Origin of the sequence: Streptomyces venezuelae, from assembly GCF_008642275.1 — a bacterium.
Classification (GTDB): Bacteria; Actinomycetota; Actinomycetes; order Streptomycetales; family Streptomycetaceae; genus Streptomyces; species Streptomyces venezuelae_E.
Window position 1 is genome coordinate 5873002 of the sequence record NZ_CP029189.1, and the last position, 17760, is coordinate 5890761.

The 17760-nt window shown below is 73.1% G+C and carries 14 protein-coding genes; 5 read left to right on the forward strand and 9 right to left on the reverse strand.

From position 1 onward, the window contains the following. The first annotated feature begins 86 nt into the window (after positions 1-86). On the forward strand, positions 87-896 hold the full coding sequence (locus DEJ51_RS26100) for a class I SAM-dependent methyltransferase (RefSeq protein WP_150260041.1): 810 nt from the start codon (positions 87-89) through the stop codon (positions 894-896). A gap of 83 nt (positions 897-979) precedes the next feature. On the opposite strand, the gene DEJ51_RS26105 is transcribed toward DEJ51_RS26100, so the two are convergent. The 6 genes from DEJ51_RS26105 to DEJ51_RS26130 form a co-directional block, all read right to left on the reverse strand. Continuing rightward, a complete protein-coding gene (locus DEJ51_RS26105; RefSeq protein WP_150260042.1) occupies positions 980-2017 on the reverse strand; it encodes an LCP family protein in 1038 nt (345 codons plus the stop codon). Positions 2018-2108: 91 nt separating this feature from the next. Continuing rightward, positions 2109-4247, reverse strand: a complete 2139-nt coding sequence (locus tag DEJ51_RS26110; RefSeq protein WP_150260043.1) for a 3-hydroxyacyl-CoA dehydrogenase NAD-binding domain-containing protein — start codon at positions 4245-4247, stop codon at positions 2109-2111. After that, the gene (locus DEJ51_RS26115; RefSeq protein ID WP_125814944.1) at positions 4244-5470 is read right to left on the reverse strand and encodes a thiolase family protein; all 1227 of its coding nucleotides are present in this window, start codon (positions 5468-5470) and stop codon (positions 4244-4246) included. Before DEJ51_RS26115 ends, DEJ51_RS26110 begins: the two co-directional genes overlap by 4 nt. A 221-nt stretch (positions 5471-5691) precedes the next feature. Beyond that, positions 5692-6975 (reverse strand): ribonuclease D, encoded by a 1284-nt coding sequence (locus tag DEJ51_RS26120; protein WP_150260044.1) that lies wholly within the window; start codon positions 6973-6975, stop codon positions 5692-5694. A 161-nt stretch (positions 6976-7136) separates the two neighbouring features. Beyond that, entirely contained in the window at positions 7137-7799 is a 663-nt protein-coding gene (locus DEJ51_RS26125; protein WP_007267191.1) for a helix-turn-helix transcriptional regulator, read from the reverse strand. A gap of 273 nt (positions 7800-8072) precedes the next feature. Next, a complete protein-coding gene (locus DEJ51_RS26130; RefSeq protein ID WP_150260045.1) occupies positions 8073-8729 on the reverse strand; it encodes a DUF3000 domain-containing protein in 657 nt (218 codons plus the stop codon). Between the two features lie 91 nt (positions 8730-8820). On the opposite strand from DEJ51_RS26130, the gene hemE reads away from it, so the two are divergent. Together hemE and DEJ51_RS26140 are read left to right on the forward strand one after the other, a co-directional pair. Then, entirely contained in the window at positions 8821-9885 is a 1065-nt protein-coding gene (hemE, locus tag DEJ51_RS26135) for a uroporphyrinogen decarboxylase (protein ID WP_150260046.1), read from the forward strand. A 49-nt stretch (positions 9886-9934) separates the two neighbouring features. Next, positions 9935-11158 (forward strand): NADAR family protein, encoded by a 1224-nt coding sequence (locus DEJ51_RS26140; RefSeq protein ID WP_190620644.1) that lies wholly within the window; start codon positions 9935-9937, stop codon positions 11156-11158. On the opposite strand, the gene DEJ51_RS26145 is transcribed toward DEJ51_RS26140, so the two are convergent. Both DEJ51_RS26145 and DEJ51_RS26150 read right to left on the reverse strand, forming a co-directional pair. Further along, positions 11071-12453, reverse strand: coding sequence for an FAD-dependent oxidoreductase (locus DEJ51_RS26145; RefSeq protein WP_150260047.1), 1383 nt, complete (start codon positions 12451-12453; stop codon positions 11071-11073). The genes DEJ51_RS26140 and DEJ51_RS26145 overlap by 88 nt on opposite strands. 59 nt (positions 12454-12512) lie before the next feature. Further along, complete coding sequence (locus DEJ51_RS26150) at positions 12513-13508, reverse strand: DUF4349 domain-containing protein (protein ID WP_150260048.1); 996 nt, start codon at positions 13506-13508, stop codon at positions 12513-12515. 139 nt (positions 13509-13647) lie between these two features. Here DEJ51_RS26150 and hemG point away from each other — a divergent pair, with 139 nt between their 5' ends. Then, positions 13648-15174, forward strand: a complete 1527-nt coding sequence (gene hemG / locus DEJ51_RS26155; protein WP_150260049.1) for a protoporphyrinogen oxidase — start codon at positions 13648-13650, stop codon at positions 15172-15174. Positions 15175-15178: 4 nt separating this feature from the next. Continuing rightward, positions 15179-15892, forward strand: coding sequence for a hydrogen peroxide-dependent heme synthase (gene hemQ, locus DEJ51_RS26160; RefSeq protein WP_150260050.1), 714 nt, complete (start codon positions 15179-15181; stop codon positions 15890-15892). A gap of 130 nt (positions 15893-16022) precedes the next feature. On the opposite strand, the gene DEJ51_RS26165 is transcribed toward hemQ, so the two are convergent. Then, positions 16023-17675 (reverse strand): alpha/beta hydrolase, encoded by a 1653-nt coding sequence (locus DEJ51_RS26165; protein WP_150260051.1) that lies wholly within the window; start codon positions 17673-17675, stop codon positions 16023-16025. Positions 17676-17760 lie beyond the last annotated feature (85 nt).

The following is a 17760-nucleotide window of genomic DNA, read 5'->3' on the forward strand; positions in this document are numbered from 1 at the left end:
GGCCGCCGGTCCGCTGCGGCGAACCGGCGAGGGCCGTACGGGTCGCCCGTACGGCCCTCGCCACGTGAGGACACGGCAGGACACCCATGACGCACAGGGAAGAGCACCGGTTCGACGTGTGGACGGCCGGCGCAGACTACGAGCGGTACATGGGACGGTGGAGCCGCCCCGTCGCGGAACGGTTCACAGGCTGGCTCGGCCTCCCCGGCCGACTGCTGTGGCTCGACGTGGGATGCGGCACCGGCGGGCTGTCGGCGACGGTGGCCGCCCGCTGCCGGCCCCGTACGGTCCTGGCGGTCGACCGGTCGCCGGGTTACGCGGCCTGGGCCAGGTCCGCGGCCACGGCCGGGACGCACGTCGCCGTGGCGGACGCGACGGCCCTGCCGGTGCGCGACGGGGCCTGCGACGCGGTGGTCAGCGGGCTGACCCTGAACTTCCTGGAACCGCCCGCCGCGGCCGTCGCCGAGATGGTCCGCGCGGTCCGCCCGGGCGGCCCGGTCGCGGCGTACGTGTGGGACTACGCGGGAGGCATGGACCTGCTGCGGCTCTTCTGGGGCGCGGCCACCCTGGCGGACCCGTCCGCGGCGGCGCTGGACGAGCGCCGGCGTTTTCCCCTGTGCCGTCCGGAGGCGCTGAGCGCGCTGTGGACGGGGGCGGGCCTGGGCGACGTGTCGGTCGTCCCGATCGAGGTGCCCATGGTGTTCGCCGACTTCGCGGACCTGTGGGAGCCGTTCCTGCGGGGACAGGGCCCGGCTCCGGGATACCTCGCCGCCCTGCCCGCGGCCGAACGGGAGCGGGTACGGGACACGCTCAGGGCGGCCGTCCCGTGCGGGCCGGACGGATCGGTCACCCTCACGGCCCGGGCCTGGGCGGTGAGGGGGTGGCGTGCCGGGTGAGGCGTCCCGCGGCCGCCCCGGAGGGCGCGGGCCCGGGGCCCCCGCCCCGCTCGGCCCGTGCCCCCGTGCGGCCCCGGCCCGGTTCAGCCCTTGGCGGGAGAGTTCTTCGCCGAGGCCGGGACCTTCTGGTCGTTGCGCAGGGCCTCCCACAGCTGGGTCGCCTGCGGTTCGGCCACGATCACGCGGTTCGGGTCCACCTTGTCGTAGGCGACCGGGAGCATGATCGTCTCCATCGTGTCCGGGTCGACGCCCTTCATGCTCTGCGCGAAGTCGGACAGCGCGGTGAGCGAGGCCAGGTCGGAGTCGGTCGTCAGCGACTTGGTCCCGGCGTCCGCGAGCTTGTACAGCCGCGCCGGGTTGCCGAGGGCGTCCTGCTTCTTGATCTCGGACAGCATCGCCATCATGAACTGCTGCTGCAGGCCGATGCGGCCGAGGTCGCTGCCGTCGCCGTAGCCGTAGCGGGTACGGACGAACTTCAGCGAGTCGGTGCCGTTCAGCCGGTGCGTGCCCGCGTCCAGCTTCAGGCCGCCCTTGGCGCCGCTCATCGGCTTGTCCAGGGTGACGGTGACCCCGCCCAGGGCGTCCACCAGGCCCTTGAAGCCGGCGAAGTCGACCTCGACGAAGTGGTCCACGCGCACACCGGACATCTGCTCGACCGTGTTGACCACACAGGCCGGACCGGCGAGCGAGTACACGGAGTTGAACATGACCCGCTTGGCGGACGGCAGGGTCTTGCCCTTGCCGTCCTTGCACTCGGGCCGGGTGATCAGGGTGTCGCGGGGGATGCTCACCGCGGTCGCCTTGGCCCGGCCCTCGGGTATGTGCACCAGCATCGCGGTGTCCGAGCGGGCGCCGCTGACATCGCCGTGGTCGAGGTCGGCATTGGCCCCGGCGCGCGAGTCGGAGCCGAGCACCAGGACGTTCTGGGCGTTCGCGACGACCTTCGGGGGCCGGTTGTCGCCGATCGCCTGGTCCAGGTCGACGCTGTCGATGTTCGAGTTGAGGTGGCTGTACGTCCACCAGCCGACCCCGGCCGTGCCCAGGATCAGCACGGCGACCAGCAGCAGGGTGATCCGCAGAACGCGGCGGCGGCGCTTGGGCCGCGCGTGCTTTTCCGTCATGGGGGTGAATCTTAGACAGGTATTCGAACGGCGTTGGCCCGCCCCCCGGAAGGGGCGGGCCGAGCCGTCGAACAGCCCTCCGAGACCCGGACTAGGCCGGGACGCTCGCGAGGCCGGGGGCGAGGAACTTCTTGCCGTTCACGCGCTCCGAGACGCCCTCACGGTCCAGGTACGGCGTGATGCCGCCCAGGTGGAAGGGCCAGCCGGCGCCCGTGATGAGGCAGAGGTCGATGTCCTGGGCCTCGGCCACGACACCCTCCTCCAGCATCAGGCCGATCTCCTGCGCCACCGCGTCCAGGACGCGGTCGCGGACCTGCTCCTCGGTCAGGACGACATCGCCCTGCACGAGGAGGGCGGCGACCTCGGGGTCCAGCTCCGGCTTGAAGCCGTTCTCGGCGGAGTAGACGTAGAAGCCGCGCTTGCCGGCCTTGACGACGGCCGCCAGGTTCGGGGAGACGGTGAAGCGCTCCGGGAAGGCGCGGTTCAGGGTCTCGGACACGTGCAGACCGATGGCCGGGCCCACGAGCTCCAGCAGCACCAGCGGGGACATCGGCAGGCCGAGCGGCTCGATGGCCTTCTCCGCCGTGACGACCGGGGTGCCCTCGTCGATGACGTTCTGGATCTCGCCCATGAAGCGGGTCAGGATGCGGTTCACGACGAACGCCGGGGCGTCCTTGGTGAGGACCGCGGTCTTCTTCAGCTTCTTGGCGACACCGAAGGCCGTGGCCAGCGAGGCGTCGTCGGTCTGCTCACCGCGGACGATCTCCAGCAGCGGGAGGATCGCGACCGGGTTGAAGAAGTGGAAGCCGACCACGCGCTCCGGGTGCTGGAGCTTCGAGGCCATCTCCGACACCGACAGCGAGGAGGTGTTGGTGGCGAGGATCGCGTGCGCCGGGGCGACCGCCTCGACCTCCGCGAACACCTTCTGCTTGACGGACATCTCCTCGAACACGGCCTCGATGATGAAGTCCGCGTCCGCGAAGCCCTCGGCCTTGTCGAGCACACCGGTCACCAGGGCGGTCAGGCGGTTGGCCTTGTCCTGGTTGATGCGGCCCTTGCCGAGCAGCTTCTGGATCTCGGCGTGGACGTAGCCCACACCCTTGTCCACGCGCTCCTGGTCGATGTCGGTGAGGACCACCGGCACCTCCAGGCGGCGCAGGAACAGCAGCGCCAGCTGCGAGGCCATCAGGCCCGCGCCGACGACGCCGACCTTGGTGACCGGACGGGCCAGGGACTTGTCCGGGGCGCCGGCCGGGCGCTTGGCGCGCTTCTGGACCAGGTTGAAGGCATAGATGCCCGAGCGCAGCTCGCCGCCCATGATGAGGTCGGCCAGGGCCGTGTCCTCGGCGTCGAAGCCGGCCTGCAGGTCGCCGTCCTTGGCCGCGGCGATGATGTCCAGCGCGCGGTAGGCGGCCGGAGCGGCGCCGTGCACCTTGGAGTCCGCGATGAAGCGGCCCTTGGCGACGGCCGCGTCCCAGGCCTCACCGCGGTCGATCTCGTCGCGGACGACCTCGGTGGTGCCGTTCAGGACGTTCGCGGTCCACAGGAGCGACTGCTCCAGGAAGTCCGCGCCCTCGAACAGGGCGTCCGCGATGCCCAGGTCGAAGACCTGCTTGCCGCGCAGCTGCTTGTTCTGGTTGAGCGAGTTCTCGATGATCACCGAGACTGCGCGCTCGGCGCCGATCAGGTTCGGCAGCAGGGCGCAGCCGCCCCAGCCGGGAACCAGGCCGAGGAAGACCTCGGGCAGCGAGAAGGCCGGGATGGCCTTCGAGACGGTGCGGTAGGTGCAGTGCAGACCGACCTCGACGCCGCCGCCCATCGCCGCGCCGTTGTAGTACGCGAAGGTCGGGACCGCCAGCGCCGAGAGGCGCTTGAAGACGTCGTGGCCGCCCTTGCCGATGGCGAGCGCCTCGTCGTGGTTCTTCAGCAGCTCGACACCCTTGAGGTCGGCGCCGACCGCGAAGATGAACGGCTTGCCGGTGATGCCCGCGCCGACGATGGAGCCCGCGAGGGCCTCCTGCTCGACCTGGTCGATCGCCGCGTTCAGGTTGGCGAGGGACTGCGGGCCGAAGGTGGTCGGCTTGGTGTGGTCGAAGCCGTTGTCCAGCGTGACGAGCGCGAAGCGCCCGGCGCCGAACGGCAGGTCCAGGTGGCGGACGTGCGCGGACGTGACGACCTCGTCCGGGAACAGCTCGGCCGCGCCCTTCAGGAGCTCAGCGGTGGTGCTCACTTGGAGTCTCCCTCGGCGTTGAAGTTCGGGTTCTCCCAGATGACGGTCGCGCCCATGCCGAAGCCGACGCACATGGTGGTCAGGCCGTAGCGGACGTGCGGCTGCTCCTCGAACTGACGGGCCAGCTGCGTCATCAGGCGCACGCCGGAGGAGGCCAGCGGGTGACCGAAGGCGATGGCGCCGCCGTACTGGTTCACGCGGGCGTCGTCGTCGGCGATGCCGTAGTGCTCCAGGAACGCGAGGACCTGGACCGCGAAGGCCTCGTTGATCTCGAAGAGACCGATGTCGTCGATCGTCAGACCGGCCTGGGCCAGGGCCTTCTCGGTGGCCGGGATCGGGCCGTAGCCCATGACCTCGGGCTCGACACCCGCGAAGGAGTACGAGACCAGGCGCATCTTGACCGGGAGGTTGTTCTCCCGGGCGAAGTCCTCGGACGCGATGATCGCGGCGGTGGCACCGTCGTTGAGACCGGCGGCGTTGCCCGCGGTGACCCGGCCGTGCGTACGGAACGGGGTCTTCAGGCCGGCCAGGTTCTCCAGCGTGGTGCCCGGGCGCATCGGCTCGTCGGTGGTGACCAGGCCCCAGCCCGTCTCACCGGCCGCCTCGTTGGTGTTGCGCACCGAGATCGGGACCAGGTCCTGCTGGATCTTGCCGTCGGCGTACGCCTTGGCGGCCTTCTCCTGCGAGCGCACGGCGTACTCGTCGGCGCGGAGCTTGGTGATCGTCGGGTACCGGTCGTGCAGGTTCTCGGCGGTCATGCCCATGAACAGGGCGGACTCGTCGACCAGCTTCTCGGAGACGAAGCGCGGGTTCGGGTCGACGCCCTCGCCCATGGGGTGACGGCCCATGTGCTCGACACCGCCGGCGAGGGCGACGTCGTACGCACCGAAGGCGACACCGCCCGCGACGGCGGTCACGGCGGTCAGCGCGCCGGCGCACATGCGGTCGATGGAGTAGCCCGGTACGGACTGCGGGAGACCCGCGAGAATGCCGGCGGTACGGCCCAGCGTGAGGCCCTGGTCACCGATCTGCGTGGTCGCGGCGATCGCGACCTCGTCGATCTTCTTGGGGTCCAGGTCCGGGTTGCGGCGCAGCAGCTCCCGGATCGCCTTCACGACGAGGTCGTCGGCGCGGGTCTCGTGGTAGATGCCCTTCGGGCCCGCCTTGCCGAACGGGGTGCGGACGCCGTCGACGAAGACGACGTCCCTGACGGTACGAGGCACGTTGGCTCTCCTCCAGGTGCGGGGTGGCACTGCTGCGCGGGGGCGCGTTCGGCATACGTTGCTGAGCGCCCGCTCACCCGACCATGCTACTTGCGGGTAACCAATGTGCACACCCCCTCCCGGAGGAGCGGCGAAGGTCACACTCGGCCCGCGCCGCCGGGGCGGGCGACGCAAGAGCCCCCGGCCGGGGGCCGGGGGCTCTTGTGCTGCACGGGAGGGGGTCAGGCCGTGGCGGCCAGGGCCGTGACCAGCGCCGGGGTCACCAGTTCGATCTGCCAGGGCCGGGCACCGTAGCCGGCCAGAGCCTCGGCCACCGCGTCGGCGTGGAGCCGCTGCGGCGGCTCCCAGCACAGCCGGCGGACCGTGTCCGGGGTGATCAGGTTCTCCTGCGGCAGGTTGAGCTCCTCCGCGAGCGCCGAGACGGCGGTACGGGCCGCCGACAGCCGGGCCGCGGCCGCCGGGTCCTTGTCCACCCAGGAGCGCGGCGGCGGGGGACCGGCCGGGGTGGCCCCGGGCTGCGGCAGTTCGTTCTCGGGCAGGGCCTTCGCCCGGTCCACGGCGGCCATCCACTGGTCCAGCTGGCGCCGGCCCATCCGCTGTCCGTAGCCGGGCAGGGCGGACAGGGTGTGCACGTTGGCCGGCAGGGCGAGAGCGGCCTCGACGATCGCGGCGTCGCCCAGCACCTTGCCCGGCGACACGTCACGCCGCTGCGCGATCCGGTCCCGGGACTCCCACAGCTCCCGTACGACCGCCATCTGCCGGCGCCGGCGCACCTTGTGCATACCGGACGTACGGCGCCACGGGTCCTTGCGGGGCGGGGCGGGCGGGGCCGAGGCGATGGCGTCGAACTCCTGGCGGGCCCATTCGAGCTTGCCCTGCCGGTCCAGTTCCTTCTCCAGGGCGTCCCGCAGGTCCACCAGCAGCTCCACGTCCAGGGCCGCGTAGCGCAGCCACGGCTCGGGGAGCGGGCGGGTGGACCAGTCGACGGCGGAGTGGCCCTTCTCCAGCGCGTAGCCGAGCACGCTCTCGACCATCGCGCCGAGCCCGACCCGCGGGAAGCCGGCGAGGCGGCCGGCCAGCTCGGTGTCGAAGAGGGAGGTGGGCACCATGCCTATTTCGCGCAGGCACGGCAGGTCCTGGGTGGCGGCGTGCAGGATCCATTCGGTACCCGACAGGGCTTCGCCCAGTGCGGACAGGTCGGGGCAGCCCACCGGGTCGATCAGTGCGGATCCCGCACCCTCGCGGCGCAGCTGCACGAGGTAGGCGCGCTGGCCGTAGCGGTACCCGGAGGCACGTTCGGCGTCGACGGCGACGGGGCCGGTGCCCGCGGCGAAGGCCGCGACCACTTCGGCGAGGGCGTCCGCGTCGGCGACCACCGGAGGAATCCCCTCACGGGGCTCCAGCAAGGGAGTCGGCAGCCCACCGGGCGGAACAACGACGTCGTCCGGGGGGCCGCCCCCGGTGGTGGTGCGCAGGTCTGCTGCGGGATCTTGGGCGTCGGTCACCGGTCAAGGGTATCCGTGTATACGACGCGCCCGTCGCCGGAACGTTCCGTCGACGGGCGCGAGCGGTATGCGGGGAGTTTCCCCGGGGTGTTCCGGGGGTCTCCCGGCAGGTTCCCCGGCAGCGGCCCCCGAGGCGGATATCCGGGGGCTCCGGCCCGCGGTCAGTGGATGATCCCGGTACGCAGCGCCACCGCGACCATTCCGGCGCGGTCGCCGGTGCCCAGCTTGCGGGCGATCCGGGCGAGGTGGGACTTGACGGTCAGGGCGGACAGGCCCATCGAGACGCCGATGGCCTTGTTGGACTGGCCCTCCGCGACGAGGCGCAGGACCTCGACCTCGCGGCCGGAGAGCTCGCGGTAGCCGCCCGGGTGGCTCGGGGCACCCGGGGGGCGGCGGTGCATACGGGCGGCGGCGGCACCGATGGGGGCGGCGCCGGGCCGGGTGGGGAGCCCGATGTTGGTGCGCGTACCGGTGACGACGTAGCCCTTGACGCCGCCCGCGAGGGCGTTGCGCACGGCGCCGATGTCGTCGGCGGCGGACAGGGCCAGGCCGTTGGGCCAGCCGGCGGCCCGGGTCTCGGAGAGCAGGGTGAGACCGGAACCGTCGGGCAGGTGTACGTCGGCCACGCAGATGTCGCGCGGGCTGCCGACGCGGGGGCGGGCCTCCGCGATGGACGACGCCTCGATCACGTCACGTACTCCGAGGGCCCACAGATGGCGGGTCACGGTGGAGCGGACGCGCGGGTCGGCCACGACGACCATGGCCGTCGGCTTGTTCGGGCGGTAGGCGACCAGGCTTGCGGGCTGCTCGAGAAGAACGGACACCTAGGCCTCCTGGGGGAGTGGCGGGACGGCCGGCTCGGGGAAGGAAGCCGGTGCGAACCGTGCGGATGGTCTCCCACTCCTTCGGCACGTCACCCGCCCGGCTTTAGGGAATGATCACGATTTGGTGAGTAACAATTCGGGCAATTCGGACGCACGATCGATCATCGGTTGATCAGAAGCCCGCAAGAGACACCGTCTTTCGACCGTCCGACCCGTTCTTCGATCGGCCGTTCCGTGTCCCGCGCATCTTCCGGCGGCCGTCCGGCCCCGTGGCTACGGGTGGTGCGGACCGCGGCGCTGTGGCAGGGAGACCACACCCGTCGCCGAGTCCGTCGGCCCCACCGGCGGCAGCCCGGCGATCTGGCACAGCAGCTCGCACCACGCCGCCAGGTGCGCCGAGGTGTCCGGCACCCCGCCCACGCCCTCGCGCGGCGTCCACGAGGCCCTGATCTCGATCTGCGTCGCCGGGCGCCGCTCCGCGAGCCCGCCGAAGTAGTGCGAGCCCGCCATGGTCACGGTGCCGCTCGCCTCCCCGTACGCCAGACCGCGCGCCTCCAGCGCCCCGGTCAGCCAGGACCAGCACACCTCGGGCAGCAGCGGGTCCGCGGCCATCTCGGGCTCCAGCTCCGCGCGCACCAGCGTCACCAGCCGGAAGGTCCCCTGCCAGGCGTCGTGCCCGGACGGATCGTGGAGCAGGATCAGCCGGCCGTCGGCCAGGTCCTCCTCGCCGTCCACCACCGCGGCCTCCAGCGCGTAGGCGTGCGGCGCCAGTCTCTGCGGTGGTTTCGTGGGGTCGATCTCGATCCCCGGACGCAGCCGGGCCTTCTTCAAGCCGTCGACCGCCCGACGGAACGGGAGCGGGACGGAGCTCTCCTTCGCGCTGTCCGTACCCTCGGCGCCATCTGAAAATCGTCCCTGAGCCGCAGCCATGCGGGGAAGACTAGGCGGAACGAGCGCCCGCGCGCCGCAGGGACACCCTCGCCGGGTCGGACACTTCTTCATACGTGCGAAGATTTGGGTCGTGAGCGCCAACACCCGCCCCCAGGGCCAGCCGAGTCAGACGTACGATTCCGCCTTCCTGAAGGCGTGCCGGCGGGAGCCGGTGCCGCACACCCCGGTGTGGTTCATGCGGCAGGCGGGGCGCTCGCTGCCGGAGTACCGCAAGCTGCGCGAGGGCACGCAGATGCTGGAGTCCTGCATGCGGCCCGACCTGGTCACCGAGATCACGCTGCAGCCGGTGCGCCGCCACAACGTGGACGCGGCGATCTTCTTCTCCGACATCGTGGTCCCGCTCAAGGCCATCGGCGTCGACCTGGACATCAAGCCGGGCATCGGCCCGGTCGTCGCCCAGCCGATCCGCCGCCGCGAGGACCTCGCACAGCTGCGCGACCTCACCCCTGAGGACGTCTCGTACGTCACCGAGGCGATCGGCATGCTCACGGGTGAACTGGGCACCACGCCGTTGATCGGATTCGCGGGCGCGCCTTTCACCCTCGCGAGCTACCTGGTCGAGGGCGGCCCGTCCAAGAACCACGAGCACACCAAGGCCCTCATGTACGGGGACCCCAAGCTGTGGGCCGAGCTCCTGGACCGCCTCGCGGAGATCACCTCCGCCTTCCTGAAGGTCCAGATCGAGGCCGGCGCCTCCGCCGTCCAGCTCTTCGACTCCTGGGTCGGCGCCCTCGCCCCGGCGGACTACCGCCGCTCGGTGATGCCCGCCTCCGCGAAGGTCCTGGAGTCCGTCGCCTCCTACGGGGTCCCCCGGATCCACTTCGGCGTGGGCACCGGCGAGCTCCTCGGCCTCATGGGCGAGGCCGGCGCGGACGTCATGGGCGTCGACTACCGGGTCCCGCTCGACGAGGCCGTGCGCCGGGTCGGCCCCGGCAAGGCCCTCCAGGGCAACCTGGACCCGGCCGTGCTCTTCTCCACCCCGGAGGCCGTCGAGGCCAAGACGGACGAGGTCCTCGCGGCCGCCGCCGGCCTGGAGGGCCACGTCTTCAACCTGGGCCACGGCGTCCTCCCGACGACCGACCCGGACGCGCTGACCCGCCTGGTGGACTACGTCCACACCAAGACGGCCCGCTGACCGGAAAACCGCACCCGGCCAAGATCGGAACGTCGGTACCGTGCCCTGCATGACCTGGCACGGACCGACGTTTCGCATATCCGACGGAGAACACATCGACGGGTCCTGGTGCCTCGTCTGGCGCAGGCACGACCTGGCGCACGAGTACTTCGTCGAGCACCTCTTCGTCTACGCGGACGGCAGGATCACCCGCGGCCAGTACGACGCGACCGACCTGGCGGGGCTGGAGCGGCTGCTCGCCACGGGGAAACTCGCCCTGGAACCGCCGGAGGCGCGCGAGCGGCGCGACGGGCCGCCCGAGGAGTCCAAGTGGGACACCCGGTACCCCGAGCCGCGGACCGACGAGAGTTTCGTCCTGGAGGTCGCCGACGAGATCTGCCGGCTGGCGGGGCGGCCGACCACGGCCGACCGCTGCCGGGAGGCCGTCCGGGCCTACGTGCAGCAGCCGACGGAGGAGCGGCGGCTGCTGCTGCGGGAGGCCTACCTGGCGGTCCCCGCCCACCGGCGGGTCTACCTCCTCGGCGACATGGACCGCCAGGACCGGCCGCTGCGGATCCTCGTGACGGACCTCGGGCTCCGCGTCGACGGCGACGGTCCGGTGGCGACGGAGGAACTGCACCAGGGCGCCCGGGACTACTTCGGCGCCGTGGACGCGGCCGTCGAGCGGCAGGAGGAGCGGCTGGCCGTCCTGCACGCCGACGAACCCGCCGGAGCCCCGCAGCCCCCGGTCGTCCTCCACGAGGTCGTGCATCCGAACGGCCCGCCCGCCGAGCCCGGCCTGTTCGTCCTGCGCAACGACTACGGAGCCGCCGTCACGTACGGGGGCGAGACCTACCCCAGCGTGCTCCACGGGTACTGGGCCCTCTCCGCGGCCGAACCCGCCGACCACGACCGGATCCGCGCCTGCGCGACGGCGCGTGAGGCGCAGGACGCCGGCGGGCTCGCGAAGCGGCGTACGGACTGGCCGGGCGTGCGGCTCGCGGTCATGGCGGGGCTCCTGCGGGCCAAGTTCGAGCAGCACCCGCCGCTCGCCGAGATCCTGCTCGCCACGGGGGATGCCGGCATCCGCTACACCGGCATCTTCGAGGCCCCCTTCTGGCGCGCGGACGGCCCCCGCGGCGGCCGGGACTGGACGGGCCGGCTGCTGGAACTGGTCCGCTCCGAACTGCGGGCCGCGCAGAGCGGTCAGACGCCCGCGGAGCGGACTGCGGCGACCGCCTTGCGGGCCGCTACCAGGACCGGGTCCCAGACCGGGGAGAACGGCGGGGCGTAGCCCAGGTCGAGGGAGACCACCTGGTCCACCGTCATGCCCGCCGTGAGGGCGACCGCCGCGATGTCCACCCGCTTCGCCGCGCCCGCGCCGCCGACGATCTGGACCCCGAGGAGACGGCCCGTACGGCGTTCCGCCAGCATCTTCACCGTCATCTCCGCGGCCCCCGGGTAGTAGCCCGCCGTGTTGGTGGAGGTGATGGTGGCCGTCACGAAGCGCAGGCCCGCCTCCAGCGCGTCCCGCTCGCGCAGCCCCGTACGGGCGATCTCCAGGTCGCAGACCTTGCTCACCGCCGTCCCGACCACCCCGGGGAACGTCGCGTAACCGCCGCCCACGCCCGAGCCGATGACCTGGCCGTGCTTGTTGGCGTGGGTGCCCAGCGGGATGTGCCGGGTACGGCCCGCGACCAGGTCCAGGACCTCCACGCAGTCACCGCCCGACCAGATGTTCCCGTGGCCCCGGACCCGCATCGAGAGGTCCGTGAGGATGCCGCCCGAAGGGCCCAGCGGGAGGCCGGCCGCGCGGGCGAGCGCGGTGCGGGGCTCCACGCCGATGCCGAGCACGACCACGTCCGCCGCGTACTCCTCGCCCGCCGACGTGGCCACCGCCCGGGCCCGGCCCTCCTCGTCGGTGAGGATCCTCGTCACCTCGGCGCGGGAGACCGTACGGATCCCCATCCGGTTCATCGCGCTGTGCACCAGGCCGCCCATGTCCGGGTCCAGCGTGGCCATCGGCTGCTCGCCCCGGTGCAGGACGGTGACCTCGAAGCCCCGCGCCACCAGGGCCTCCGCCATCTCCACGCCGATGTAGCCCGCGCCCACCACCACGGCCCGGCGGCCCTCGGTGCGCCGCAGGGTGTCCATCAGGCGCTGGCCGTCGTCCAGGGTCTGGATGCCGTGGACCCCGTGCGCGCCGATGCCGGGGAGCCGGGGGCGGACCGGGCGGGCGCCCGTCGCCAGGACCAGCTTGTCGTACTCCGTCCAGGATTCGGACCCGGTGTCCAGATCACGGGCACGGACCCGGGACCCGGAAAGGTCGAGCTCCACGACCTCCGTGCGCGTGCGCAGATCGATGTCCCGGGCCCGGTGCTCCTCGGGGGTACGGGCGATCAGGTCGTCGCGTCCGGCGACCTGACCACCGACCCAGTACGGGATCCCGCACGCCGAGTACGAGGTGAAGTGCCCGCGCTCGAAGGCCACGATCTCCAGCTCCGCCGGGCCCCTCAGCCTGCGGGCCTGTGACGCGGCGGACATCCCCGCCGCGTCACCGCCCACCACCACCAGTCGTTCCGTCGCCATCGCCCGTACCGCCCCTTCACCACCGTCGGATGGTGAACACGCTACGGCCGAACGCGCGTTCAGTCCTGCACGTCGGCCCCGGCGTCCGGAGCCGTCCGCGCCGCCGGTACCGTCGCCCGCCACGGCACCGGGGCCGGCTTCGGCCGCGCCGGACGCCACCGCCGGTACAGCCGGAACAGCAGCAGCCCCGCCACGGCCGTCAGCGCGAACGGCAGCACCGCGCCCACCGCCACCGTCAGATAGCGCACCACCTTGGTGAAGACGTCCCAGCCCCCGCCCAGGGCCCCCAGGAAGGTGGGCTCCTTCTTCTTCTCCTTCTTCTCGGCCTCCGGCTTCGCGGCCGGCTCCGAGACCTCCAGCGTGATCGTGCCCAGCGAGGTCTGGTCCTTCAGGGCCGTCTGCTGCGCCAGCAGCGACTCCAGGTCGGACTGGCGGCGCGACAGCTCGCTCTCCAGCATCACCACCTCGCTCAGCGCCGAGGCCTTGCCCATCATCTCCCGCACCCGCGCCACGCTGGCCTGCTGCGAGGCGACGCGGCTGCCGATGTCGGCGACCTTCTCCGTGACGTCCTGCGCGTCGACCTTGCGGTGCAGGAGCTTCCCGCTGCCCTCCATGGCGCCCAGCACGGCGTCGTAGCGCTCGCCCGGCACCCGAAGGGTCACCGTCGAGGTCATCCGGCCGTCCTCGCCGCGCCTGGTGGACTCGTTGCCGACGTAGCCGCCCGCGTCGCCGGCGGCCGTGCGGGCCGCGGCGAGCGTCTTCTGGACGTCCGCCGTCTCGATGCCGAGCGTCGCCGTGCGGATGACGTTCGGGCGGACCACGGCCGGCGGCGCGGCGTTCTTGCCGGCCGAGGAGCCCGCGGCGCCCGCGGACGCGGCCGGCGCCGGGGCCGCGGCGGCGCCCTCCGGGGCCTTGCCGCCGGAGGCGGGCGCCACCGCCGCCTTGTCGCTCGCGGAGCCCTCGCCGCCCGCACCGCAGCCGGTGAGCGCGAGCGCGCCGGCCAGCGCGAGGGCGGCCAGGGCGGCCGCGGAACGGTGTCTGTCGAAACTGCGCATCGCTGTAAACCCCCGAGGATCGGCTGGTGTTGCCGGTTCGACGTCCAAAGTCCCGTCGCGGGTTTCGAATCCACGGTCCCGGGGTGATCCCGATGCGGTCACGGTCCGGCCTCGGAGATCGGTCTGAGACGATGTGTCCATGCACGAAGCGGACATGCGTACGGATCGGCCGGGCGACGCCCCCCGGTCCACCGGCTCCACCGGCTCCACCGGCACGCGCAGGCACGCCGTCGTCGTCGGCGGAGGCATCGCGGGCCTCGCGGCAGCCCACCGGCTGCTCGCCGAAGGCGTCCGCGTCACCCTGCTGGAGGCCGGACCCCGGCTCGGCGGCAAGCTGTACGCCGGTGAGCTCGCCGGAGCCCGCGTCGACCTCGGCGCCGAGTCCATGCTCGCCCGCCGCCCCGAAGCCGTCGCCCTGGCCGAGGCCGTGGGCCTCGGCGAGGCCGTGCAGGCGCCCGCCACCGCCACCGCCCACCTGTGGACCCGCGGCGCGCTGCGGCCGATGCCGCGCGGCCACGTCATGGGCGTCCCCGGCGACCTGGGCCCCCTCGCCGCCTCCGGGGTGCTCTCCGCCGAGGGTCTGGCACGCATCGAGGCCGAGCGGACGCTGCCGCCCACCGAGATCGGCGACGACGTCGCCGTCGGCGCGTACGTCGCGGCCCGCCTCGGCCGCGAGGTCGTCGACCGGCTGGTGGAGCCGCTGCTCGGCGGGGTCTACGCGGGCGACGCCTACCGCATCTCCATGCGCGCCGCCGTCCCCCAGCTCTTCGAGGCCGCCCGCACGCACGCCCTTCTGGGCGACGGCGTACGGGAACTGCAGCGCCGGGCGGAGGCCGCGCCCCAGCCGGCCGGCCCGGTCTTCGCCGGCATCGACGGCGGCATCGGACGGCTCCCGCTCGCGGTGGCCGACGCCTGCCGGGCGGCCGGGGCCCGGCTCGTCACCGGCACCCCCGTGCGCGAGGTCACCCGTACGCCCGACGGCTGGCGGGTGGTGGCCGGAAGCGGCGCCACCGAGCTCATCGAGGCGGACGCCGTGATCCTGGCCACCCCAGCCGGACCCGCCGCACGGCTGCTGGACGGGCTCGCCCCAGCCGCCGCCGCCGAGCTGCGCGAGGTCGAGTACGCCTCGATGGCCCTGGTCACGATGGCCTTCCGCCGTTCCGACCTGCCGGCGGCCGTCTCCGGCGGCGGCGCCAGCGGATTCCTCGTACCGCCCGTCGACGGCCGGACCATCAAGGCCTCCACCTTCTCCAGCAACAAGTGGGCCTGGGCCGGGACCGACCCCGACCTCTTCCTGCTGCGCACCTCGGTCGGCCGCTACGCCGACGAGAGCGACCTGCAGCGCGAGGACGGCGAGCTCGTCGACGTCTCCCTCGCCGACCTCGGCGAGGCCGTCGGCCTCACGGCCCGGCCGGTCGCCTCCACCGTCACCCGGTGGGACGGCGGACTGCCCCAGTACCCGGTCGGCCACCTCGGCCGGGTGGCCCGGATCCGCACCGCGGTCGCGGCCCTGCCGGGCCTCGCGGTGTGCGGAGCGGTCTACGACGGAGTGGGCATCCCGGCCTGTGTCGCGAGCGCGGGCAAGGCCGCGGACGCGGTGATCGCGGCGCTCGGTGCGCGTACGGCACCCCTGGCACCGACCACTGATCAGCGCACGGGACAATAGGCACATGACTGCACCAGAGAAGATTCCCAACGCGGGGAAGAAGGCGAAGGACCTCAACGAGGTCATCCGCTACACCCTGTGGTCCGTCTTCAAGCTGAAGGACGTCCTGCCCGAGGACCGCACCGGTTTCGCCGACGAGGTCCAGGAACTGTTCGACCAGCTGGCCGCCAAGGACATCACCGTCCGCGGCGCCTATGACGTCTCCGGCCTGCGCGCCGACGCCGACGTCATGATCTGGTGGCACGCCGAGACGGCGGACGAGCTGCAGACCGCCTACAACCTGTTCCGCCGCACCAAGCTGGGCCGCGCCCTGGAGCCGGTGTGGTCGAACATGGCCCTGCACCGCCCGGCCGAGTTCAACAAGTCGCACATCCCGGCCTTCCTGGCCGACGAGGTCGCGCGCGAGTACGTCAGCGTGTACCCCTTCGTGCGCAGTTACGACTGGTACCTGCTGCCCGACGAGGACCGCCGCCGCATGCTCGCCGACCACGGCAAGATGGCCCGCGGTTACCCGGACGTGCGCGCCAACACCGTCGCCTCCTTCTCGCTGGGCGACTACGAGTGGCTGCTCGCCTTCGAGGCGGACGAGCTGTACCGCATCGTCGACCTCATGCGTCACCTGCGCGCCTCCGAGGCCCGCATGCACGTCCGTGAAGAGGTGCCCTTCTACACCGGGCGCCGCAAGTCCGTCGCCGATCTGGTGGCCGGGCTCGCCTGATACCTCCCCTGGGGGGAAGGACCGGAGGACGACCACACCGTCAGGTGAGTTCCTCCGGTGGATCGGGAGGCTGGTCCGAAAGACGGCCCCTGCCCCCGAAACGACGCAGCCGGAGATCCCGCCCGGAAGTTCAGACGACTGGCGGCAGCAGTGCCCTGTGGGTACTCGCTGCCCGGTCGTCCAGCGACACCGGTGCGGGCTCCGGATGCGGCGCACATGTGACACGCCACCCCGGGGTGGCCCCCGTCAGCAGGTACCGCTCCACGTGACGGTCCACGCAGCCGTTGCGTCCGCCGGCCACTCCGTGGGAGCCGGCCCCCTTCTCCGTCACCAGCGAAGCCGCCGCGCCGAGCCGCCGCTGGAGTTCCAGCGCGCCCGCGTACGGGGTCGCCCCGTCCCGTTCCGCCGCGACCACCAGCGTCGGGGGCAGCAGCTCCGGCTGGGACCCGACCGCCACCGGCCGCTGCCGCTCGCGCACCGGCCAGGAGGCGCACGGCAGGTTCAGGAAGGCATTGGCCCAGGTCTCGAAGGGAGCCCTGCGCGCCAGCTCGGTGTGGTCGCGGTCCCAGGTCTCCCAGTCGGCGGGCCACGGGGAGTCGTTGCACAGCACCGCCGTGTACACCGCCGTCGCGTTCTCCGCCTCGGCCGCCGCTTCCGGGTCGGGGGAGGCCAGAGCGGTCAGCCGCGCCGGGTCGCCGCGCAGGAAGGCCGCGAGGGCCGCCGCCCGGTCCGGCCACACGTCGTCGTAGTAGGCGGCCTGGAGGTAGGCGGCCCGCAGTTCGCCCGTGCCGACGGTCCCGCCCGCAGGAGTACGGGCCACCGCCTCCCGGACGCGCGCGTAGCTCGCCTGCACGGCCGCCGGGGTGGCTCCGAGTCCGTACGTGGCGTGGTGCCGGGCCACCCAGGCGCGGAAGTCGTACCAGCGGCGCTCGAAGCCGGGCGACTGGTCGAGGTTGTTGCGGTACCAGACGCGGCGCGGATCGGGATCGACCGCCGAGTCCAGGACCATCCGGCGGACCCGGCCCGGGTGCAGGGTGGCGTACACGCCGCCCAGGTAGGTGCCGTACGAGGCGCCCATGAAGTTCAGCTTCCGCTCGCCGAGCGCGGCCCGCAGGACGTCCAGATCCCGGGCGTTGTTGAGCGTCGTGTAGTACGGCAGGGCCGCGCCGGCCCTGCGCGCGCAGCCGCGGGCGTAGGCCCGGGCGGCCGCGAGGCGCTGCCTCTTGTACGCCGGGGAGGGCCGGGCCGGGTCCTGGGTGGGTCCCGCGGCCCGGGTGGCGGGGTCCTGGCAGGACAGAGGGGCGGAACGGCCGACGCCGCGCGGGGCGTAGCCGACGAGGTCGTAGGCGGCGGCGATCCGCTCCCAGCCGGGGAGGCCGGCGAGGAGCGGGAAGTACATGCCGGAGGCCCCGGGGCCGCCGGGGTTCTGGACGAGCGCGCCCTGGCGGACGGCGCCGCGGGCGCCGGTGGCGCCGGCCCGGCTGACGGTGAGGGAGATCCGGGGGCCGTCGGGCCGGGCGTAGTCGAGCGGCACCCGCAGGGTGGCGCACTGGACCGGAGCGGGGAGGTCCTCGGCGTCGGGGCAGCGGCCGAAGGCGAGTCCGCCGCCTGCGGGCGCGGCCGCGGCCGCGGCACGGCGGGCGGTCAGGGCGGCACCGGCGGCCTCGGCGGCCGTACCGCCGAGGGGGCCGGGCGAGGCCGGCCGCGCGGCGTGGGCCGGAACGCAGAGGAGCAGGGAGAGCGCCGCCAGGGCGGCCGCCCGGCCCACGAGTTCCGTCCGCATGGCGGCCCCTTCCTCTCATCCGATGAACCGATGAGAGGCCGGGGCCGCGTACTTGTAAAGGATCACCGGCCGGTGTCGGCGCCGA

Coding starts and splice junctions, on each gene's coding strand:
- DEJ51_RS26100 (WP_150260041.1), top strand. CDS start 87: ATGACGCACAGGGAAGAGCACCGGTTCGACGTGTGGACGGCCGGCGCA.
- DEJ51_RS26105 (WP_150260042.1), bottom strand. CDS start 2,017: ATGACGGAAAAGCACGCGCGGCCCAAGCGCCGCCGCCGCGTTCTGCGG.
- DEJ51_RS26130 (WP_150260045.1), bottom strand. CDS start 8,729: ATGGCTGCGGCTCAGGGACGATTTTCAGATGGCGCCGAGGGTACGGAC.
- DEJ51_RS26140 (WP_190620644.1), top strand. CDS start 9,935: ATGACCTGGCACGGACCGACGTTTCGCATATCCGACGGAGAACACATC.
- DEJ51_RS26145 (WP_150260047.1), bottom strand. CDS start 12,453: ATGGCGACGGAACGACTGGTGGTGGTGGGCGGTGACGCGGCGGGGATG.
- DEJ51_RS26150 (WP_150260048.1), bottom strand. CDS start 13,508: ATGCGCAGTTTCGACAGACACCGTTCCGCGGCCGCCCTGGCCGCCCTC.
- hemG (WP_150260049.1), top strand. CDS start 13,648: ATGCACGAAGCGGACATGCGTACGGATCGGCCGGGCGACGCCCCCCGG.
- hemQ (WP_150260050.1), top strand. CDS start 15,179: ATGACTGCACCAGAGAAGATTCCCAACGCGGGGAAGAAGGCGAAGGAC.
- DEJ51_RS26165 (WP_150260051.1), bottom strand. CDS start 17,675: ATGCGGACGGAACTCGTGGGCCGGGCGGCCGCCCTGGCGGCGCTCTCC.